We start from the raw sequence: 20,782 nt of genomic DNA on the forward strand, positions 1-20,782 counted from the left end.
AATGTCATTTCGTTTCTCAACCATTGTTCGCCGCGCAGACATTATCCGCCATGACTTGGGTCAATCCTTGCCAACCTTTTAATCCGCAGCAGGGCGCGCCGCGCCGCTAGAGGCGCAGCAACGGCTGATCCAAAGGGGAGAGCGGTGGCGACGGCTTCAGACGCGCGCCAGTTCCGGCAAGTCGCCACTGAGGCCCAGCGCCTGGCGGACGAACAGCGCCTTGGCCTCGGGCAATTCATCGACCCAGTTGAGGCCAGCGTTGCGCAGCCAGCGCAGCGGTAATGGATCGGCCTGGAACAGCCGCTCGAAACCCTCCATCGCCGCCATCATCGCCAGGTTATGCGGCATGCGCCGACGCTCGTAGCGACTCAGTACGCGCTCATCGGCCAGACGCTCGCCACGCGCCAGGGCATGCAGCAGCTCCTCGGCCAGCACGGCAGCGTCGAGAAAGCCCAGGTTGACGCCCTGCCCGGCCAGCGGGTGGATGCTGTGCGCGGCATCGCCGATCAGCGCCAGCCCATCTTCGATGTAACGCTTGGCGTGGCGCTGGCGCAACGGAATGCACAGCCGCGGATCGGCGTGCAGCACCGCGCCCAGGCGATGCTCGAAGGCCTTGCCCAGTTCGACACAGAAACCGTCGTCGTCCAGCGCCATCAGCCGCTGGGCCTCGCTCGGCGTGACCGACCAGACGATCGAACACCAGTGCTCGCCTGGCGCAGATGCCAAGGGCAGAAAGGCCAGCGGACCGTCGTCGGTAAAGCGCTGCCAGGCCGTGGCCTGGTGCGCCTCGGCGCAGCGCACGCTGGTGACGATGGCATGGTGCAGGTAATCCCACTCGCGGGTGGCGCAACCAGCCAGGCGGCGTACCGCCGAGTTGGCCCCATCGGCGGCGACCAGCAAGGGCGTGCGCAACTGGCGGCCGTCGGTCAGGGTCAGCAGCCAGTCGTCGCCGGAACGGCGCAACTGCTCCAGGCGAGCGTTGTTCAGCAGGCCGACATTGCCGTCGTGCAGACGCTCGAGCAAGGCGTCCTGCACCACACGGTTCTCGACGATATGGCCGAGCGTCTCGGCATGCACGCTGGCCGCACTGAAGTGAATCTGCCCGGTACCGGAACCGTCCCACACCTGCATCTCGGCATAGGGGCTGCTGCGGCGGGCGGCGACGCCCTGCCACACGCCGAGCCGCTCGAGCACCCGCTGACTGGCGATCGACAGCGCACTGACCCGCGGTTCGAAGGCCGCGGCAGGGTCGAACGGCTTGACGCTGAGCGGCCCGCCGTCGATCAGGAGAATGTCCAAGCCCTGCTCTTGCAGGGCCAGCGCCAGGGCGCTGCCGACCATACCGGCACCGACGATGATCAGATCCGCACGCATGTTGATTCCTTAAACTGCCTGTCGGGCACGGGGCTTGAGCCGCACGTACAAGGTCTTGTGCACCCGCGCCACCAGGGTTCCGGCGCCGTCACGCACCTCGACCTGAAGCTCGGGCAGGTATTTGTCACCAGCGGCGGTCTGCGCACGGATGTCCTGCAACAGCTCGTCGCCGATGCTGAAGTCGGCGTACACCGAACCTTTGCCCGGCGCGATGAAGTCGATGCTGGCGGCCTTGTCCCAGACGATATAGTCGCGCCCGAGGTTCTCCATCAGCATCAGCATGAAAAACGGATCGGTCATCGAATACAGACTGCCGCCGAACTGGGTGCCGACATAGTTACGGTTGTACCAGCCCAGGCCCATCCTGACCTGTACCTGGCGGAAGTCCGCGCCGATATGCCGCACCCACACCCCGGCGCCCAGGTAGGGCGGATAGATATTCATCGCCCAGCGCAGCATCCGCGCCTTGCGCGCCAAACGGCGAGCCGTCATGGCCTAGCGCTCCACACGGGTGCCCAGGCCCATGGCCTGGCGGGCAAACCAGCGCTTGGCCGGCGGCAGCAGGTCCAGGCCAAGCAGGCCCAGGCCGCGCCCGGCGGCCAGCAGCGGTTCACCACTGCTGAACAAGCGAGTGACCTGATCGGAAAAACCCACGGTCAATTGCTGGTCGACCCGCTGCCGCCGCAGGTAACCCTGCAAGGTGGCCAGATCGCCCAGGGGCGCACTGCTGGCCTGAAGCGTCTCGGCCAACGCCAAGGTGTCGCGCAGGGACAGGTTGTAACCTTGTCCCGCAATCGGGTGCAGGCTGTGCGCGGCATTGCCGAGCACCACCAGATGGGCGCGCACCTGTTCTTCGGCCGCGGTCAGCGCCAGCGGATACAGGTGCCGCGCACCAACCTGGCGCAAGGCGCCGAGGCGATAACCGAAGGCCTGCTGCAATTCCTCGAGAAAGCCTGCCTCATCCAGCCGCAGCAAGCGCTCGGCATCTGCCGTCGAGCGAGTCCAGACCAGCGCACAGCGCTGGTCTGCCAGAGGCAGCATGGCCATCGGCCCCTCTGCGGTGAAGCGCTCGAAGGCCTGCCCCTGGTGATCGTCCTGCGGACTGATATTGGCGATCAGCGCACTCTGACCGTAAGGCTTGTGGCTGACGCCAATGCTCAACTGCTCGCGCAGGCCGGAGCGGCCACCATCGGCCAGAATCGCCAGGTCGCAGGCCAGGCTGGACTCATCATCCAGGGTCAGTCGATAACCCTGCTCCTGCGCATCCAGGCGAGTCACCTGGGCCGGGGTGCGCCAACTGACCACCTGCGGATCCAGGGCCTGCCACAGGCACTGGCCCAACCAGGCGTTTTCCACCACATAGCCCAGCGCCGGCACGCCCTCGTCCTTGGCGCTCAGGCGCGCCGCGGCAAAGCGGCCGCGATCGGATACGTGGATCTGCCGTATCGGTTCGGCGCGCTCACTGATGGCCTGCCACAAGCCAAGGCGCTGGTAGATCAGCCGCGTGCCGTAGGACAGCGCAGTAGATCGCGCATCGTAGCTCGGCTGATAACCTTCGCCCGGCGCAAAAGGCTCGATCAGGCTGATGCGCCAGCCGCGCACCTTGGCCTCGTCCTGCAGGGCCAGGGCCAGACTGGCGCCGACCAGGCCGCCGCCGATGATTGCCAGATCGACTCGCTGCATGGGTTCAGGCCGCCACTGTGGGCGCGGCGGCCATCAGCGCCTCGATCTCGGCGACGGATTTCGGCACGCCATGGCTAAGCACCTCGCAACCGCTCTTGGTCACCACCACGTCATCTTCGATGCGCACACCGATGCCGCGCCATTTCTTCGCCACAGTGGCGTTGTTCACCGCGATGTAGATGCCCGGCTCGACGGTCATGGCCATGCCGACCTCCAGCACCCGCCACTCGCCGCCAACCTTGTAGTCGCCAACATCGTGCACGTCCATGCCCAGCCAGTGACCCGCGCGGTGCATGTAGAAGGGCTTGTAGGCCTCGGCGGCGATCAGCTCGTCGACCTCGCCCTGCAGCAGGCCCAATTCCACCAGGCCGGCGGTGATCACCCGCACCGTGGCTTCATGGGCTTCGTTCCAGTGCTTGCCCGGGGCAATGTGCTTGAACGCCTCCTCGTTGGCGGCCAGCACCAGCTCGTAGATGGCCTTCTGCTCGGGCGAAAACCTGCCGCTGACCGGGAAGCAGCGGGTGATGTCGCTGGCGTAGCAGTCGATCTCGCAGCCGGCGTCGATCAGCACCAGGTCACCGTCCTTGAGCGGTGCGTCGTTCTCGCGGTAGTGCAGGATGCAGGCATTCTTGCCGGCAGCGACGATCGAGCCGTAGGCCGGCATCTTCGCCCCGCCCTTGCGGAATTCGTAGTCCAGCTCGGCTTCCAGGTGGAACTCATGCAGGCCGGCACGGCTGGCCTGCATGGCGCGCACATGGGCGCGCGCGGAAATCTGCGCGGCCTCCTTCATCACCTTGACCTCGTTGGCCGATTTGTACAGGCGCATGTCGTGCAGCAGGTGGTCGAGGGCGACGAACTCGTTGGGCGGCTGCGCACCTTGACGCGCTTTGGAGCGGATCACGTTGATCCAGTCCATCAGGTGCCGGTCGAACTCCTGATTGGTGCCCATGGCGTAGTACACCCGCTCGCGGCCTTCGATCAGACCGGGGAGGATGTCGTCGATGTCGCTAATCGGGAAGGCATCGTCGGCGCCGTAATGGCCGATCGCGCCGTCCTGACCGGCGCGCAGACCATCCCACAGCTCGCGCTCGGGATCGCGTTCGCGGCAAAACAGCACGTATTCGCCATGTTCGCGGCCGGGAATCAGCGCGATTACCGCCTCCGGCTCGGGGAAGCCGGAGAGGTACTGAAAGTCGCTGTCCTGGCGGTAGACGTGTTCGACGTCGCGGTTGCGGATGTACACCGGCGCCGCCGGCAGGATGGCGATGCTGTTGGGCTCCATCTGCGCCATCAACGCCTTGCGCCGACGGGCGTATTCCGACTTGGGGATGCTGATCATGGGCAGGCTGGATCCATTTCTAAGGCGTAAAGAAGTCAGTGCAGCGACGGTTTGGCGGCTGCGGCTACAGGCTTGCTGCATTCACTGAACAGCAACAGCGGGGCCACCCGCAGGTATTCCATCACTTCCATGTAGTCGTTCTCGCCATCCTCCGAGTCTTCCAGGGCGTTCTGCACCTGGGCAATGGCCGAGAGATCCTGCAGCACCTCCATCGCCTCGGCGCTCAGGGCGCTGTCACGTGCGGTCAGGCCGAAGCCGCCGAGGAAACCCTGGCACCACTGGCCCAAGGCAACGGCACGCTCGCGCAGCGGCGCGTCATCGGATGGCAACAGCAGCACCACTGTGACCTCGTCACCGGACAACTCGCCCTTGACCATCTCCTGCAAACCAATCAATGCCTGGCGCACATTGTCTTGCGGCGCGGCGCCAAGCAACTCGGCGGCATCCACCAGCCAGGCGTCGACATCGAAGCCGGCACCGGCACAACTGCGGCCCAGCAGCAGGCCATGCAGCTCGGCCGGGGAAACGGGATGGCCACTGCTGGCGAGCAGGGCGGCGAAAGCGGTATAAGGAGAACTTGAAGTCGGCATAGATCACTAGGCGCCAAGCGGCGCAATCACTAGAATGAAGGTCTCGTATCCTAGCACCGGCAGGCGCGCCAAGACCATCCAAGGCCGGCGCAAGGTTTGACCTCATCCGGGTACAAGCCTATATAGTCCGGTCAATCCTTGCCTTAGCGAGACCCCATGGAAGACGTCGACCTGCACGCCCTCACGACCAAGCTGGACCAGCTGATCCAGCGCGTCGAGCAGCTCAAGGCCCACAATCGGGTTCTCCTGGCCAATGAACAGGCCTGGCGCGAGGAGCGCGCCCATCTAATCGAAAAGAACGAAATGGCCCGGCACAAGGTCGAATCCATGATTTCGCGCCTCAAAGCCCTGGAGCAGGACTCATGACCCAGTCGAATACCGTTACCGTCCATATCCTGGACAAAGAATATTGCATCGCCTGCCCGCCAGGTGAACACACCAACCTGGAAAGCGCCGCGCATTACCTGGACGGCAAGATGCGCGAGATCCGCAGCAGTGGCAAAGTCATCGGCGCCGATCGCATAGCGGTCATGGCCGCACTGAACATCACCCACGACCTGCTGCACAAGCAGGACAACCTAGACCAGCAAACGACCTCGACCCGCGATCATGTGCGCGACCTGCTCCAGCGCGTCGACCATGCCCTGGCCAACGATGAAGATGACGATGGCCAAGCTCGCTGATTGCGGCGCAGTGGTTTCAGGTATACTGGCCGCCGCTCCCTGGAGTGTGCGCCAGTTGGTGATGTCCCTGAGCCGATACGCACAAACCCGGGGGTTGCTTATTGAGGCCGGTGTGCATGTCCGCCTGACGGAAAGCCTTAACGCCTCATGCAACCTCCACCTTGAACTTTCGGGTTCAAGGGCTAAGCCGACAGCGGCACGTCGGGGAGTCTTCCTTTCACACCTGCGGCCTTCTGCCGGCAGCAGGTGCCACGCCTGACCATGCTCGACTCAGCCGACCTGACCCGCCCGCAATTGCGCCGCCTGCTGCGGCAAAAGCGCCGCGCCCTCAGTCCTCAAGCGCAACGCCGGGCCGCCCGCCAGCTGTACCGACAGCTGGCCCAACACCCGCTGTTTCGGCGCGCCAGACATATCGCCCTGTACCTGCCCAACGATGGCGAAATAGACCCCACGCAGCTGTTACGCGCGGCTCAACGCCGCGGCAAGGCCACCTACCTGCCGATACTCAATCGCTGGCCGCGCAGCAAAATGGTGTTTCAGCGCGTGCATCCGCACGAGACCCTGAAACCCAATCGCTTTCGCATCCCCGAGCCGCACCACAATCGTGCACAGCAACGCAAGGTATGGGCACTGGACCTGGTGCTGCTACCGTTGGTCGGCTTCGACCGCCACGGCGGACGCATCGGCATGGGCGGCGGCTTTTATGATCGCAGCCTGGCGTATCGCGGGGTGCGCAAAAAATGGCACAACCCGACCTTATTGGGCCTGGCGCATGAATGTCAGCAGGTAGATCGGCTGGCACTGGCCAGCTGGGATGTGCCGCTCAAGGCGACGGTGACGGATAAGGCGTGGTACTGAGCTGCATTTGGTGGCGCCGCGATCCCTGCGGCGCATGGCGGATCAAGGCTGCCGGGAGACGTTAACGGGCACATCACCCTGGCGCTCCCATTGGCTCTGGGTGTAACCCGTAGTGACCACACCCAGGCTGAACAGGACGACTAATACCCACAAAAGATCTGGTTTACGTTTCATTGGATGCCTCCCCCTTCGAGGCATGCTGCGCACGGTGGACCGGCGGCTTTATTTTTATCGGCCGTAATATCTGTCTGGCGCAAAGGCCTGCATTGTCTGCCTACTGCCACAACCAAGCAATTTCTGGCGCCAAACGGTCGTCAGCTGCGCGTACGACCATCAGCACGCAGCAAGGACCGACTTAAGGGAGCAAAGTTCATGCCTTATTGGCTGATGAAATCGGAACCCGACGAACTGTCGATCCACGACCTGCAGCGCCTCGGCCAAGCTCGCTGGGATGGCGTGCGCAATTATCAGGCGCGCAACTTTATGCGCAGCATGCAGATTGGCGATCAGGTGTTCTTTTATCACTCCAGCTGCCCAGAACCGGGCATCGCTGGCATCGCCTGCATCAGCAGCCTCGCCTATGCCGACCCGACGGCGCTGGATCCGCACAGCCATTACTTCGACGCCAAGGCCAGCAAAGAGAAAAATCCCTGGAGCGCGGTCGACGTGACCTTTGTCGAAGCCTTCAGCCGGGTCATCCCCCTGGCCGAACTGAAGGCGCAAAGCGCCTTGCTGGAACTGCCCCTGGTGCACAAAGGCAGTCGTCTGTCGGTGATGCCGGTCAGCGCCGAACAATGGGCGGCAATCCTCGCGCGTCGCTGAGCGAGCTCTGGCGCAGTGAACCGGCACTGTGCTATGACATGAGCGACTCTTCGCGGATCCAGTCTATGCTGCGCTCTCAGTCCTCTTGGGCCACTCGCTTGGCGCTGGCAGCCTTGCTCCTGGGCCTGTGCCTGGCCAGTCTGCTGCTTTGGCAGCGACTGCTGTCCGCTCAGCAGGAGCGTGTCGCCGAACGCGTCGACTACCAGGCGCGCGGTCTTGCCCGACAACTGGAAGCCAGCCTGCACGATCAGGTCGACGGCCTGCGCCGCATCGCCCTGCAATGGAATTACCGCGGGCGCATCCCGCTGGACGAATGGCTGCTCGACTGCCGCTTCTCGCTCGAGCGTTTCAAAGGCTACCAGGCGATCCAATGGCTCGACGCCGACCTGGCGATGCGCTGGATCGAGCCCCTGCAGGGCAACGAAGCGGCCCGGCAATTCCGCCTGACCCCGGCCCACCCCAACTTCAACCTGGCCATTCGGGCCAAGGCCTCGGGCGAGCCCCGCTTCTCCAACAGCTTCGCCCTGCTCCAGGGCGGGCGCGGTTTCATTCTCTATACCCCGCTGTATATCCGCGACGCCCAGCAGGTGCGGGTATTCGACGGTTTCCTCCAAGGGGTGTTTCGCGTCGAGCGCCTGATGGACGAATTGCTCATTCCGCTCGACAACGGGGACTTCAGCGCCTACCTGCTAGAAGCGGGCCGGCCAATCTACAGCCACGAACAGCCCGATGCCCTCGACGCCCTGCAGCAGGAGGTGCCGCTTGACCTGTTGAACAACCAGAACTTTGCCCTGCGCCTGAAGCCCACCGAACAGTTGGTGCAACGACTGGCCACCCCCCTGCCGCAAGTCGTCCTCGGTGCCAGCCTGACCATCAGCGTGTTGATGGTCGCGGCCCTCGGTCTGGCGCTGGCCAATGCGCGGCGCGCCAGCGCTCTGCAAGCTGGCAACCGGCGCCTGAACGATGAACTGGAGCAGCGCGAACAGATCGAGCAAGTGCTGCGCGACAGCCGTGAACGCCTGCAACTGGTGCTCGACCTGACCGACTCCAGCCAAGACGGCCTGTTCATCATCGACCCGCAGAGCCGCGACATCCTGCACATGAACCAGGCCACCTACGGCAGCCTGGGCTACAGCGCAGAAGCCTTCCGCGCACTGCTCAAGCAGGATCCGGAACAGCTGCTGCCGGGCTACCACGACTGGCTGGAGAACGTGCGCCTGGCCCAACAGGACAAGCTGCCAGGCATCTTCCAGCAGAAGATGCTCCGGCACGACGGCAGTGAACAGGCTGCGGAAATCAGCGCACAACTGGTGCGGGTCAACGATCACGAATACCTGATCGGGGTAACCCGCGACAATAGCCAGCGCCTGCAACTCGAAGCGCAGCTGCAACGCCTGTCGCAGCAGGACGGTTTGACCGGCCTGTACAACCGACGCTTTTTCGACAGCCAACTCAATAGCGAGTGGCGCCGCCTGCGCCGTCAAGGCACTGCGCTGACCCTTCTGATGCTGGATATCGATTACTTCAAGAGCTACAACGACCAACTTGGCCATCTGGCTGGCGACGATGCACTGCGCCAGGTTTCCGAGGTCCTGCACACGAGCCTGCAGCGCGAGGGCGACAGCGCCTGCCGCTACGGCGGCGAGGAGTTCGCCATCATCCTCGCCGATACTGGGCTGGAGGGCGGCCTGCATGTCGCCTATCGGGTTCAGCAACTACTCGAAGCGCTGAACCTCGCCCACCCGACCAACCCGCCGGGGCGCCTGACCCTGAGCATCGGCGTGGCGGTTGTCGAACCAGGCAGCGGTGAGTCGCCAGACCTGCTGGTCGCACACTGCGACCAGGCGCTTTACCGCGCCAAGCACGAGGGCCGCAACCGCATCTGCGTCTGGCAGGGCGAGGCATGAGGCTAGGTGTCCGACCCGCGAGTCCAACGCACCCTATGCTCCCCCTTCAGCCGCAAAGCTGCAGCCGCGTGGCCGCCTTGCGCGCTGGCGTTACTGAATGATCAGGTTGTTGAACAGCAGGTCGTCCACCAGCGGCTGGCCTTCTTCCTGGGTGATGACGTCCTGCACCTGCTTGAGCGCTTCCTGGCGCAAGACCTCCTTGGCGCCGGCGGCAGCTATGCCCTCCTCGGTCTGCTGGGAAAACAGCATCACCAGCTGATTGCGAATCAGCGGCTCGTGGTGCTTGACCTTGGCCTCGGCTGCAGCACCGCTGACCCGCAGCGCGATGTCCGCCTTGTAGAACTTGAGCTTGGGTCCCGAACCGAAATTACCCACCAACGCCGGCACCAGACTGACATAGGCAACCGTCGGCGGCGCGCCCTCTTCCGGTTCTTTCTCCGCTTCCTCGGCGAATGCCATCACAGGCAGGGACAGGGCCAACAACAGTGCGATCCAGACTTTCACAGGGGGTAATCCTCCACAGGGGCGCCTAGCATAGCCATAGCCGGGCCGCAGCCCAACCCCTGGCGCGCGTGAAACAGCCCCCATACTTATGCCGCGCCATCAGACACGACCATGCTCGTTGACCGAGCGCCCCCCCCCTCTACACTGCAAAACCATCATCCGCAGAGGAAACGCCCGATGAAAGCCATGCTGTGCAAAGCCTTCGGCCCCGCCGAAACCCTGGTACTGGAAGAAGTCGCCAGCCCCGAAGCGAAGGCCAACGAAATCCTCCTCGAGGTGCATGCGGCCGGGGTCAACTTCCCCGACACCCTGATCATCGAGGGCAAATACCAGTTCAAGCCGCCCTTCCCCTTCTCCCCCGGCGGCGAAGCGGCAGGTGTGGTGGCGGCGGTGGGCGAGAAGGTCAGCCACCTGAAAGTCGGGGACCGGGTGATGGCCCTGACCGGCTGGGGTAGCTTTGCCGAACAAGTCGCGGTACCGGGCTACAACGTCATACCGATCCCGCCGAGCATGGACTTCACCAGCGCCGCCGCCTTCGGCATGACCTATGGCACCTCGATGCACGCGCTCAAACAGCGCGCCAACCTGCAACCGGGAGAAACCCTGCTGGTGCTTGGCGCCTCCGGTGGCGTCGGCCTGGCGGCGGTGGAAATCGGCAAGGTCATGGGCGCCCGGGTGATTGCCGCGGCGAGCAGCGCAGAGAAGCTGGCCGTGGCCAAGGCCGCTGGCGCCGACGAGCTGATCAACTACAACGACAGCAACCTGAAAGATGAAATCAAGCGCCTGACCGGCGGCAAGGGTGCCGACGTGATTTACGATCCGGTGGGTGGCGACCTGTTCGATCAGGCCGTCCGCAGCATCGCCTGGAATGGCCGCCTGCTGGTGGTCGGCTTTGCCAGCGGACGCATCCCCGAACTGCCGGTCAACCTGGCCCTGCTCAAGGGTGCCGCCGTGGTCGGGGTATTCTGGGGCTCTTTCGCCCAGCGCCAGCCGCAGGACAACGCCGCCAACTTCCAACAGCTGTTTGCCTGGCATGCCGAGGGCAAGCTCAAGCCGCTGGTCTCGCAAACCTTCCCGCTGGAGCAGGCCGCCCAAGCGATCGACACCCTCGGCCAGCGCAAGGCCGTGGGCAAGGTGGTGGTCAAGGTTCGCTGAGCCGGTAGCCGGTAGGGTGCGCCGTGCGCACCATCAGCCCCACGCAGGAATATCGGTGCGCGCAGCGCACCCTACGGAAAAGCCGCCCTCAGGCGGACATTCTCATGGGCGTCAATCAGCCCCTGGGCGCGTAGGCGAAAACGTCGGCGCGCATCTGCCGGGCATCCATGCCGGCTTCGACCAGGGCATCGAGGGTCGCGTAGACCATGCTCGGCGAGCCACTGGCATACACGTGCAATGGCTTGAGGTCGGCGAAGTCCTCGCGCACCGCCTCGTGCAACAGGCCGCAACGGCCCTGCCAGTCACACCGATCGCTGACCACCTGATGCAGAAACAGGTTCGGTAACGACTGCCACTCGGCCCAGCAGGGCAGCTCATAGAAATCTTCCGGCCGACGCGCGCCCCAGTACAAGTGCACGGGGTGGGGAAAGCCAGCCGCGCGGCAGTGCTCGATCAGGCTGCGCATCTGCGCCATGCCGGTACCGGCGGCGATCAAGACCAACGGACCGGCCGGCAACTCGGCCAGGTGGGTGTCGCCAAACGGCATCTGTATCTGGGCGAAGCCCTGCCCGCGCAGGTGCTCGATGACCGCGATACTGGACGGGTCACGCGCCAGAATATGCAATTCCAGCTCACGTCCGGACTGCGGCGCCGACGCCAGGGAAAAGGCCGCGTACTCACCCTCCGCCCGTTGCAGCAGCAGATACTGGCCCGCGTGATAACGCGGCAACTTGCCCGCCGGTGCACGCAGGCGCACCCGGAACACGTCGCCACCGGCGTCGTGGCATTCGATCAGCTGGCAGTTCAACTCGCGCACCGGCAGTTCGCCAGGGGCCAGCACGCCATCCCAGAGCAGCACACACTCCTGCTCGGGCTCGGCCAGGCAGGCGAAAACCTCGCCATGCTCATGGATTTGGCCCGCCTGACGCACCCTACCGTTGACCAGCAGGGCCGCACAAATATGACAGTTGCCATTGCGACAGCTCTGCGGGCAGTCATAACCGAGCCGGCGCGCCGCATCGAGGATGCGCTCGCCACGCTCGACTTCGAGCACGGCACCTGAGGGTTGCAGAGTAACTTTCATAGCATTTTCAATCCAAAGCACAAACCCGCGGCCTTGCCCGGGTTGCGCGCGCATTGCAGTAAGCGCGGCCGCAGTCGCGCGGATATCCAGCCACGCCGCATCAGTCGATCCCCAGCTGAGCCCAAAGATCGTCGACCCGGCGCTTGACCGCCTCATCCTGAACGATCGCCCGACCCCATTCGCGGCTGGTTTCACCCGGCCACTTGTGGGTGGCGTCCAGGCCCATCTTGCTACCCAGACCGGATATCGGCGAGGCGAAATCCAGGTAATCGATCGGCGTGTTATCGATCAGCACGGTATCGCGCTTGGGATCCATGCGTGTGGTGATGGCCCAGATCACATCATTCCAGTCGCGTGCATTGATGTCGTCGTCGGTGACTATGACAAACTTGGTGTACATGAACTGGCGCAAAAACGACCAGACACCGAGCATTACCCGCTTGGCATGGCCGGGGTACTGTTTCTTGATGGTCACCACCGCCATGCGGTACGAGCACCCTTCGGGCGGCAGGTAGAAGTCGGTGATTTCCGGGAACTGCTTCTGCAGGATCGGCACGAACACCTCGTTCAGCGCCACGCCGAGGATCGCCGGCTCATCCGGCGGACGGCCGGTGTAGGTGCTGTGGTAGATCGGCTTCTGCCGGCGGGTGATGCGCTCGACGGTGAACACCGGGAAGCGGTCCACCTCGTTGTAGTAGCCGGTGTGGTCGCCATAAGGGCCCTCATCGGCCATCTCGCCGGGATGAATCACCCCTTCGAGGACGATCTCGGCGCTGGCCGGCACCTGCAGCTCACTGCCCCGGCACTTGACCAACTCGGTGCGGTGGCCGCGCAGCAATCCGGCGAAGGCGTACTCGGACAGACTATCCGGCACCGGGGTGACCGCACCGAGGATGGTCGCCGGATCGGCGCCCAGGGCCACGGCCACCGGGTAAGGGCGATCCGGGTACTTCTCGCACCAGTCACGGAAGTCCAGAGCACCACCGCGATGGCTGAGCCAGCGCATGATCAGCTTATTGCGACCGATCACCTGCTGGCGATAGATCCCGAGGTTCTGCCGCTCCTTGTTTGGCCCCTTGGTGATGGTCAGGCCCCAGGTGATCAGCGGACCGACATCGCCCGGCCAGCAGGTCTGCACCGGCAACTTGCCGAGGTCGACGTCATCGCCCTCCTCGATCACTTCCTGGCAGGGCGCGTCTTTCAGCACCTTGGGCGCCATGGCCAGCACCTTCCTGAAGATCGGCAGCTTGGACCAGGCGTCTTTCAGGCCTTTCGGCGGCTCCGGCTCCTTGAGAAAAGCCAGCAGCTTGCCGATCTCGCGCAGCTCGCTGACCTCTTCCGCGCCCATACCCAGGGCTACCCGCTTGGGCGTGCCGAACAGGTTACCGAGCACCGGCATGTCGAAGCCCGTGGGATTTTCGAACAGCAGCGCCGGGCCACCCTTGCGCAGGGTGCGGTCGCAGATTTCGGTCATTTCCAGCACGGGAGAAACCGGCGTCTGGATGCGTTTGAGTTCGCCGCGCTGTTCCAGTCCGCGGATAAAGTCGCGCAGGTCGCGATACTGCATGCAGGAGCCTCGTGTGGGGCGTTCCAGTCGGGGCGCAAAGTTTAGCGCCGAACTGGGTTATTCAGAAGGTTTGGCAGTGCGCAGACACACAAAAGCCGGGTTTCCCCGGCTTTTTCGTAACGGGCCGAACCAAGGTCGTAGTGAACGGAGGTCAGCCCGCAGTTAACGCGGCGCAGTCGATAGTCTTACTTGCGGCGCATCGACATGAAGAACTCTTCATTGGTCTTGGTCGCCTTCAACTTGTCGATGAGGAACTCGATGGCAGCAACTTCATCCATCGGGTGCAGCAGCTTGCGCAGGATCCACATGCGCTGCAACTCGTCTTCGGCGGTCAGCAACTCTTCGCGACGGGTGCCGGAACGGTTGATGTTGATGGCCGGGAACACGCGCTTCTCGGCGATCCGACGGTCCAGGGGCAGCTCCATGTTGCCGGTACCCTTGAATTCTTCGTAGATCACTTCGTCCATCTTTGAGCCGGTTTCCACCAGCGCGGTGGCGATGATGGTCAGCGAACCGCCTTCCTCGATGTTACGCGCGGCGCCGAAGAAGCGTTTCGGCTTCTCCAGGGCATGGGCGTCGACACCACCGGTGAGGACCTTGCCGGAGCTCGGGATCACGGTGTTGTAGGCACGTGCCAGACGGGTGATGGAGTCGAGCAGAATGACCACATCCTTCTTGTGTTCGACCAGGCGCTTGGCCTTCTCGATCACCATTTCGGCAACCTGCACGTGGCGGGTTGGCGGCTCGTCAAAGGTGGAAGCGACCACTTCGCCGCGCACGGTGCGCTGCATTTCAGTCACTTCTTCCGGGCGCTCGTCGATCAGCAGGACGATCAGGTGGCACTCGGGATTGTTGCGCGCGATGTTCGCCGCGATGTTCTGCAGCATGATGGTCTTGCCGGCCTTGGGCGGCGCCACGATCAGGCCGCGCTGGCCCTTGCCGATCGGCGCGCAGAGGTCGATCACCCGGCCGGTGATGTCTTCGGTGGAGCCGTTGCCGGCTTCCATGATCAGACGCTTGGTGGGAAACAACGGCGTCAGGTTCTCGAACAAGATCTTGTTCTTGGCGTTCTCTGGGCGATCGTAGTTGATCGTATCGACCTTGAGCAGCGCGAAGTAACGCTCGCCTTCTTTCGGCGGGCGGATCTTGCCGACGATGGTATCGCCAGTACGCAGGTTGAAGCGGCGGATCTGGCTCGGCGACACGTAAATGTCATCGGGGCCGGCGAGATACGATGCATCCGCGGAGCGGAGGAAGCCGAAACCGTCCTGGAGAATCTCCAGCACGCCATCACCGGAGATTTCCTCACCGCTTTTAGCGTGTTTTTTCAACAGCGAGAAAATCACGTCCTGCTTGCGCGAACGGGCCATGTTTTCCAGGCCCTGTTGTTCGGCGAGTTCCAGCAGTTCGGTGATCGGCTTTTGCTTGAGTTCGGTCAGATTCATAGGAATGACGTAATCATGAAGGAGGGGAAATAAGCTATTCAGCTTGGGAGGCCGCGCCGCTATAAAAGGCGATTGGATCGCCAGCGTGTATCGAAGGTATTCGCGTAGGAATCCGTCGGCGACGGCTTGCAGGGGGCTGCATAGGAAATGCAGCGAGGCCGAATGTAACACCGGTTTTATCGATACGTCCAGCACTCAGACAGAAAAAACCCCGCAATTAGCGGGGCTTATCATCTGCACCAGCGCTTAGATATTGCTGTCGAGGAAGGCCGCCAGTTGCGACTTCGACAACGCGCCAACCTTGGTCGCTTCGACGTTGCCGTTCTTGAACAACATCAGGGTCGGGATACCACGCACGCCATATTTTGGCGGGGTGTCCTGGTTTTCGTCGATGTTCAGCTTGCAGACTTTCAGCTTGCCTTGGTAGGTCTGGGCGATTTCGTCCAGAACCGGGGCAATCATCTTGCACGGGCCGCACCACTCAGCCCAGTAGTCAACCAGCACCGGACCTTCGGCCTGGATTACATCCTGATCGAAACTGGCGTCGCTGACATTGGTGATGAATTCGCTCATGGAAAGTCTCCGTGTTCGGAAGCAAAAGATGGTCGACATCATAGCCCGGCTTTCCCGACACAGGAAGGCGAACACCATTGAGACTATCTATAAGCCTTGGTAAAGAACCGCGCAACTCAAGCCGTAAACGACCGACCGTCCGGCGCAAGACAACGGCCTGCGACATCAGTATGCGTTGGCGTACCCCACCTATCGTGGCAGGATGTCGGCGTTCCGCATTGAGAAAGCCCCATCATGCCGCATACCCCTGCAGAGTCATTTCCCTTGATCGCAGCCATCGACCTGGGCTCCAACAGCTTCCACATGGTGTTGGCCAAGGCCGATCACGGCGAACTGCGCATCCTTGAACGCCTGGGCGACAAGGTGCAGCTGGCCGCCGGCATCGACGAGCGGCGCCTGCTCAACGAGGAAGCCATGCAACGCGGCCTCGAGTGCCTGCGCCGATTCGCCCAACTGACCGCCAGCCTGCCGGAGGGTGCGGTGCGCATCGTCGGCACCAATGCCCTGCGCGAGGCGCACAACCGCGGCGAATTCATCCGCCGCGCCGAGGAAATCCTCGGTCATCCGGTCGAAGTCATCTCCGGCCGCGAGGAAGCGCGACTGATCTACCTCGGCGTGTCCCACAGCATCGCCGACACCCCGGGCAAGCGCCTGGTGACCGATATCGGTGGCGGCAGTACCGAATTCATCATTGGCCAACGCTTCGAGCCGTTGCTGCGCGAGAGCCTGCAGATGGGCTGTGTGAGCTACACCCAGCGCTACTTCAAGGACGGCAAGATCACCCCGGCCCGCTATGCCCAGGCCTATACCGCGGCCCGCCTGGAAATCATGGGCATCGAGCATGCCCTGCGCAGGCTCGGCTGGCAGGATGCCGTCGGCGCGTCCGGCACCATCAAGGCCATAGGCCTGGCGATCCAGGCTGCTGGACTGGGCAGCGGCGAGATCAACCCGGATGGCCTGGCCTGGCTCAAGCGCAAGGTGTTCAAGCTCGGCGACGTGGAGAAGCTCGACCTCGGCGGCATCAAACCGGATAGACGCGGAATATTCCCGGCCGGCCTGGCCATTCTCGAAGCGATTTTCGATGCCTGCGAGATCGAGCGCATGACGCACTCCGAAGGCGCCCTGCGCGAAGGCGTGCTCTATGACCTGCTCGGCCGCCATCATCACGAGGATGTGCGCCAGCGCACCCTGAGCGCGCTGATGGAGCGCTACCACGTCGACCTGGAGCAAGCGGCTCGGGTCGAGCACAAGGCCCTGGAAGCTCTCGATCAAGTGACTGACAGCTGGGAGCTGGGTGACGAATGGCACCGCGAACTGCTGGTCTGGGCCGCGCGGGTGCATGAACTGGGCCTGGACATCGCCCACTACCAGTATCACAAGCACGGCGCCTACCTGATCGAACACTCCGACCTGGCCGGGTTCTCACGCCTGGATCAGCAGATGCTCGCCCTGCTGGTGCGCGGTCACCGGCGCAACATTCCCAAGGACAAGCTCGGCGAATTCGGCGAAGAAGGCATCAAGCTGATCCGCCTGTGCGTACTGCTGCGTTTCGCCATCCTCTTCCATCACATCCGCGGTACCCAAGCGATGCCCAAGGTGCAGCTGCAGGCCAGCGCGCAGAGCCTAGAAATCGTCTTTCCCGACGGCTGGCTGGAGGCCAACCCGCTGACCCAAGCGGATTTCGCTCAGGAAGCGGGCTGGCTCAAGCGCATCGAGGTCGAACTCAGCGTGCGCTGACCAACGGCACGGTCAACTTCTCCAGCAATCCGGCCTGCGCGCTACGCGGGTTCTGGTTGCCGGTCGGGCTGCTGCGAAGGTAGCGGCCGTCCGGCTGCAGCACCCAGCTCTGGGTGTTGTCGGTCAGGTAGGCCTCCAGCTCCTTCTTCACCCGCATGATCAGCTTCTTGCCCTCCACCGGGAAACAGGTCTCGACACGCTTGTCCAGATTGCGCTCCATCCAGTCGGCGCTGGACAGGTAAATCTTCTCCTCGCCCTCGTTGAGGAAGTAGAACACCCGCGTGTGCTCGAGGAAGCGACCGATGATCGAGCGCACCTGGATATTGTGCGACACCCCCGGGATACCCGGGCGCAGGCAGCACATGCCGCGCACCACCAGATCGATGCGCACCCCGGTCTGACTGGCCTTGTACAGCGCACGGATGATCTTCGCGTCGGTCAGCGAATTGAACTTGGCGATGATGTGCGCCGGCTTGCCCTCGCTGGCCTGGGCGGTTTCCTTGGCGATCAGCTCGAGCAGGGTTTTCTTCAGGGTGAAGGGCGCGTGCAGCAGCTTCTTCATGCGCAGGGTCTTGCCCATGCCGATCAGCTGGCTGAACATCTTCGCCACATCCTCGCCGAGGGCCACATCGGCGGTGAGCAGGCTGTAGTCGGTGTACAGCTTGGCGTTGCCGGCGTGGTAGTTGCCGGTGCCCAGGTGCGCGTAGCGGACGATCTCGCCGCTCTCGCGGCGCAAAACCAGCATCATCTTGGCGTGGGTCTTGAAACCGACCACGCCGTAGATCACCACCGCACCGGCCGCCTGCAGGCGGCTGGCCAGGGCCAGGTTGGACTCTTCGTCAAAGCGCGCGCGCAGCTCGATCACCGCGGTGACTTCCTTGCCGTTACGCGCGGCCTCGACCAGCGCATCGACGATTTCCGAGTTGGCGCCGCTGCGGTACAGGGTCTGCTTGATCGCCAGCACATGCGGGTCTTTCGCCGCCTGACGCAGCAGATCGACCACCGGCGTGAAGGACTCGAACGGGTGCAGCAGGAGAATGTCCTGCTTGCTGATCACACTGAAGATGTTGTCGCTGTTTTGCAGCAGCTTGGGGATTACCGGCGTGAACGGCGGGTATTGCAGCTCCGGATGGCTGACCAGGCCGGTGATGCTGAACAGACGGGTCAGGTTGACCGGGCCACTGACCCGGTACAGCTCGCTCTCGCTCAGGCTGAATTGCTTGAGCAGGTAATCCAGCAGCGGCCGCGGACAGGTGTCGACCACCTCAAGACGCACCGCATCGCCGTACCGCCGCGAGAACAGCTCGCCGCGCAGGGCACGCGCCAGGTCTTCGACGTCTTCGGTATCCACCGACAGGTCGGCGTTGCGGGTCAGGCGGAACTGGTAACAGCCCTTGACCTTCATGCCCTGAAACAGGTCGTCGGCGTGGGCGTGGATCATCGAGGAGAGGAACACGTAGTTGTCGCCGGGGCCGCCAACCTCCTCCGGCACCTTGATGATCCGCGGCAGCAGGCGCGGCGCAGGAATGATCGCCAGGCCCGAATCACGGCCGAAGGCATCGATGCCTTCCAGCTCGACGATGAAGTTCAGGCTCTTGTTCACCAGCAAGGGAAACGGGTGGGTCGGGTCCAGGCCGATCGGCGTGATGATCGGCGCGATCTCGTCGCGGAAGTAGCGACGCACCCAGGCCTTCAACTTGGTGTTCCAGTGACGCCGGCGGATAAAGCGCACCTGGTGCTTTTCCAGCGCCGGCAACAGGGTGTCGTTGAGAATCGCGTACTGGCGACTGACCTGCTCGTGCGCCAGCTCGGAAATCCGCGCCAGCGCCTGATGCGGCTGCAAGCCATCGGCAGCGGCCTGTTCGCGGGCGAAGTTGATCTGCTTCTTCAAGCCGGCGACACGGATCTCGAAGAACTCATCCAGGTTGCTGGAGAAAATCAGCAGAAACTTCAGTCGCTCCAGCAACGGGTAGGACTCATCCAGCGCCTGCTCCAGCACGCGGATATTGAATTGCAGCTGCGATAACTCGCGGTGGATATACAGGCTGCTGTCGTCCAGGCTTGGCACCACCATGGGCGGTGCCGGCGTGGGCACGGGCGCGGGCGCTTCGATCGGCGGCAGGATTTCCGCTGGCAGTTCGGCGGCGACCGCTTCGGCAGTCTGCAATTCGCTCGGGGTGAGTCCTTCGGTAGTCATTGGATCGTCCTGCGGGACTAGTGCCCCGGCTGTAACAGTTCTGCCGCGCGAACGGCGAAATAGGTAAGGATGCCATCGGCACCGGCACGCTTGAAAGCGGTCAAGGATTCGAGAATCACCGCCTCGCTCAACCAGCCGTTCTGGATCGCGGCCATATGCATGGCGTACTCGCCACTGACTTGATAGACAAAAGTTGGCACCCGGAATTCCTGTTTGACCCGCCAAAGAATGTCCAGATAGGGCATGCCCGGCTTGACCATCACCATGTCGGCGCCTTCGGCCAGGTCGGCGGCCACTTCGTGCAATGCCTCGTCACCATTGGCCGGGTCCATCTGGTAGCTGGCCTTGTTGGCCTTGCCCAGGTTGGCTGCCGAGCCCACGGCATCACGGAATGGCCCGTAGTAGGCGCTGGCGTACTTGGCCGAGTAGGCCATGATGCGCACATTGGGGAAATCGGCCAGTTCCAGGGTCTCGCGGATGGCCTGCACCCGACCGTCCATCATGTCCGAGGGTGCGACCACCTGGGCACCCGCCTCGGCATGCGACAACGCCTGTTTGACCAGGGCATCGACGGTGACGTCGTTCTGCACGTAGCCGTCTTCGTCGAGGATGCCGTCCTGGCCGTGGGTGGTGAAGGGATCCAGGGCCACGTCGCTGATAATCCCCAGCTCCGGGAAGCGTGCACGCAGGGCGCGAATCGCGCGCTGGGCAATGCCCTCGGGGTTCCACGCCTCGCTACCGTCCAGGGACTTTTTCTCCAGCGGCGTCACCGGAAACAGCGCCAGCGCCGGAATGCCAAGGGCCACCCACTTATCCGCTTCCTGCAGCAGCAGGTCGATGGACAGCCGCTCGACACCCGGCATCGAGGCGATTGCCTCGCGGCGGTTGTCACCGTCAAGCACGAACACCGGCAAGATCAGGTCGTCGACACTCAAGCGATTCTCGCGCACCAGGCGCCGGGAAAAGTCGTCGCGACGGTTGCGCCGTAGGCGTGTGGTTGGAAACAGGCGATTGGCAGGGGTAAAGCTCACAGCAGACTCCATAGCCCGTAGAAACGGACGAGCGTGACAGTTATAAGCCACCATTATGACTAAATGATGACGATCGCAGGCACAACTGCGCCAATGCGTCGCGGCAGCCTGCAGTTATTGTGACCACCACGCCCACTGGCGTCGAGCGCCACGCCGCCCCCCGAACGGTGCAAGGGCGTGGACTGAGCGCCTGATCCTATGGTCGCCACCGTGCTCGAAAACCTCCTGCCGCA

The 20,782-nt window shown here is 63.4% G+C and carries 20 protein-coding genes and 1 other RNA gene; 8 read left to right on the forward strand and 13 right to left on the reverse strand.

The genetic code is table 11. The features are described 5' to 3' along the window. Positions 1 to 156 precede the first annotated feature (156 nt). The 5 genes from LJY18_RS04760 to LJY18_RS04780 are packed head-to-tail and all read right to left on the reverse strand — an operon-like array spanning position 157 to position 4,986. The gene (locus LJY18_RS04760) at positions 157 to 1,374 is read right to left on the reverse strand and encodes a 2-octaprenyl-3-methyl-6-methoxy-1,4-benzoquinol hydroxylase (RefSeq protein WP_238040640.1); all 1,218 of its coding nucleotides are present in this window, start codon (positions 1,372 to 1,374) and stop codon (positions 157 to 159) included. Between the two features lie 9 nt (positions 1,375 to 1,383). Further along, the gene (locus LJY18_RS04765; protein ID WP_238040641.1) at positions 1,384 to 1,866 is read right to left on the reverse strand and encodes a DUF4442 domain-containing protein; all 483 of its coding nucleotides are present in this window, start codon (positions 1,864 to 1,866) and stop codon (positions 1,384 to 1,386) included. Positions 1,867 to 1,869: 3 nt separating this feature from the next. Next, positions 1,870 to 3,057 (reverse strand): 2-octaprenyl-6-methoxyphenyl hydroxylase, encoded by a 1,188-nt coding sequence (ubiH, locus tag LJY18_RS04770; protein WP_238040642.1) that lies wholly within the window; start codon positions 3,055 to 3,057, stop codon positions 1,870 to 1,872. A gap of 4 nt (positions 3,058 to 3,061) precedes the next feature. Further along, on the reverse strand, positions 3,062 to 4,396 hold the full coding sequence (gene pepP / locus LJY18_RS04775; RefSeq protein WP_238040643.1) for a Xaa-Pro aminopeptidase: 1,335 nt from the start codon (positions 4,394 to 4,396) through the stop codon (positions 3,062 to 3,064). A 35-nt stretch (positions 4,397 to 4,431) separates the two neighbouring features. Continuing rightward, positions 4,432 to 4,986 (reverse strand): YecA/YgfB family protein, encoded by a 555-nt coding sequence (locus LJY18_RS04780; protein WP_238040644.1) that lies wholly within the window; start codon positions 4,984 to 4,986, stop codon positions 4,432 to 4,434. Between the two features lie 156 nt (positions 4,987 to 5,142). Between LJY18_RS04780 and LJY18_RS04785 the strand changes: the two genes are divergently transcribed. The 4 genes from LJY18_RS04785 to LJY18_RS04800 all read left to right on the forward strand — a co-directional run bounded on the left by LJY18_RS04785 (position 5,143) and on the right by LJY18_RS04800 (position 6,527). Beyond that, positions 5,143 to 5,352 carry a TIGR02449 family protein gene (locus tag LJY18_RS04785; protein ID WP_238040645.1) on the forward strand — a complete coding sequence of 70 codons (210 nt, stop codon included), beginning with the start codon at positions 5,143 to 5,145 and terminating at the stop codon, positions 5,350 to 5,352. After that, entirely contained in the window at positions 5,349 to 5,669 is a 321-nt protein-coding gene (locus tag LJY18_RS04790) for a cell division protein ZapA (protein WP_238040646.1), read from the forward strand. The genes LJY18_RS04785 and LJY18_RS04790 overlap by 4 nt, the downstream gene beginning before the upstream one ends. A gap of 33 nt (positions 5,670 to 5,702) precedes the next feature. Next, a non-coding RNA gene (ssrS, locus tag LJY18_RS04795) (6S RNA) lies at positions 5,703 to 5,881 on the forward strand. A 49-nt stretch (positions 5,882 to 5,930) separates the two neighbouring features. After that, entirely contained in the window at positions 5,931 to 6,527 is a 597-nt protein-coding gene (locus tag LJY18_RS04800; RefSeq protein ID WP_238040647.1) for a 5-formyltetrahydrofolate cyclo-ligase, read from the forward strand. A gap of 42 nt (positions 6,528 to 6,569) precedes the next feature. Here the strand turns inward: LJY18_RS04800 and LJY18_RS22475 are convergent, their stop codons facing one another. Continuing rightward, positions 6,570 to 6,701 carry a hypothetical protein gene (locus tag LJY18_RS22475; protein WP_269137667.1) on the reverse strand — a complete coding sequence of 44 codons (132 nt, stop codon included), beginning with the start codon at positions 6,699 to 6,701 and terminating at the stop codon, positions 6,570 to 6,572. 198 nt (positions 6,702 to 6,899) lie between these two features. Between LJY18_RS22475 and LJY18_RS04805 the strand changes: the two genes are divergently transcribed. Together LJY18_RS04805 and LJY18_RS04810 are read left to right on the forward strand one after the other, a co-directional pair. Further along, a complete protein-coding gene (locus tag LJY18_RS04805) occupies positions 6,900 to 7,349 on the forward strand; it encodes an EVE domain-containing protein (protein ID WP_238040648.1) in 450 nt (149 codons plus the stop codon). A gap of 65 nt (positions 7,350 to 7,414) precedes the next feature. Further along, a complete protein-coding gene (locus LJY18_RS04810; RefSeq protein WP_238040649.1) occupies positions 7,415 to 9,256 on the forward strand; it encodes a sensor domain-containing diguanylate cyclase in 1,842 nt (613 codons plus the stop codon). A gap of 90 nt (positions 9,257 to 9,346) precedes the next feature. Here LJY18_RS04810 and LJY18_RS04815 read toward each other — a convergent pair whose 3' ends face one another. Next, positions 9,347 to 9,760: a flagellar basal body-associated protein FliL gene (locus LJY18_RS04815; RefSeq protein ID WP_238040650.1), complete on the reverse strand. Its 414-nt coding sequence runs from the start codon at positions 9,758 to 9,760 to the stop codon at positions 9,347 to 9,349. A gap of 177 nt (positions 9,761 to 9,937) precedes the next feature. Between LJY18_RS04815 and LJY18_RS04820 the strand changes: the two genes are divergently transcribed. Continuing rightward, entirely contained in the window at positions 9,938 to 10,915 is a 978-nt protein-coding gene (locus tag LJY18_RS04820) for an NADPH:quinone oxidoreductase family protein (protein WP_238040651.1), read from the forward strand. 115 nt (positions 10,916 to 11,030) lie between these two features. Here LJY18_RS04820 and LJY18_RS04825 read toward each other — a convergent pair whose 3' ends face one another. From LJY18_RS04825 to trxA, 4 genes are all read right to left on the reverse strand, one after another. Further along, positions 11,031 to 11,999: a CDP-6-deoxy-delta-3,4-glucoseen reductase gene (locus LJY18_RS04825; protein ID WP_238040652.1), complete on the reverse strand. Its 969-nt coding sequence runs from the start codon at positions 11,997 to 11,999 to the stop codon at positions 11,031 to 11,033. A 100-nt stretch (positions 12,000 to 12,099) separates the two neighbouring features. Next, entirely contained in the window at positions 12,100 to 13,566 is a 1,467-nt protein-coding gene (ubiD, locus tag LJY18_RS04830) for a 4-hydroxy-3-polyprenylbenzoate decarboxylase (RefSeq protein ID WP_238040653.1), read from the reverse strand. A 185-nt stretch (positions 13,567 to 13,751) separates the two neighbouring features. Then, positions 13,752 to 15,011, reverse strand: a complete 1,260-nt coding sequence (gene rho / locus LJY18_RS04835; protein WP_238040654.1) for a transcription termination factor Rho — start codon at positions 15,009 to 15,011, stop codon at positions 13,752 to 13,754. A 246-nt stretch (positions 15,012 to 15,257) separates the two neighbouring features. Continuing rightward, on the reverse strand, positions 15,258 to 15,584 hold the full coding sequence (trxA, locus tag LJY18_RS04840) for a thioredoxin TrxA (RefSeq protein ID WP_079203790.1): 327 nt from the start codon (positions 15,582 to 15,584) through the stop codon (positions 15,258 to 15,260). Between the two features lie 234 nt (positions 15,585 to 15,818). On the opposite strand from trxA, the gene ppx reads away from it, so the two are divergent. After that, entirely contained in the window at positions 15,819 to 17,321 is a 1,503-nt protein-coding gene (gene ppx / locus LJY18_RS04845; protein WP_238040655.1) for an exopolyphosphatase, read from the forward strand. On the opposite strand, the gene ppk1 is transcribed toward ppx, so the two are convergent. Beyond that, on the reverse strand, positions 17,308 to 19,518 hold the full coding sequence (gene ppk1 / locus LJY18_RS04850; protein WP_238040656.1) for a polyphosphate kinase 1: 2,211 nt from the start codon (positions 19,516 to 19,518) through the stop codon (positions 17,308 to 17,310). The genes ppx and ppk1 overlap by 14 nt on opposite strands. Positions 19,519 to 19,535: 17 nt before the next feature. After that, a complete protein-coding gene (hemB, locus tag LJY18_RS04855) occupies positions 19,536 to 20,549 on the reverse strand; it encodes a porphobilinogen synthase (RefSeq protein ID WP_238040657.1) in 1,014 nt (337 codons plus the stop codon). Positions 20,550 to 20,782 lie beyond the last annotated feature (233 nt).

The organism is Pseudomonas sp. MMS21 TM103 (assembly GCF_022132145.1).
GTDB lineage: Bacteria > Pseudomonadota > Gammaproteobacteria > Pseudomonadales > Pseudomonadaceae > Aquipseudomonas.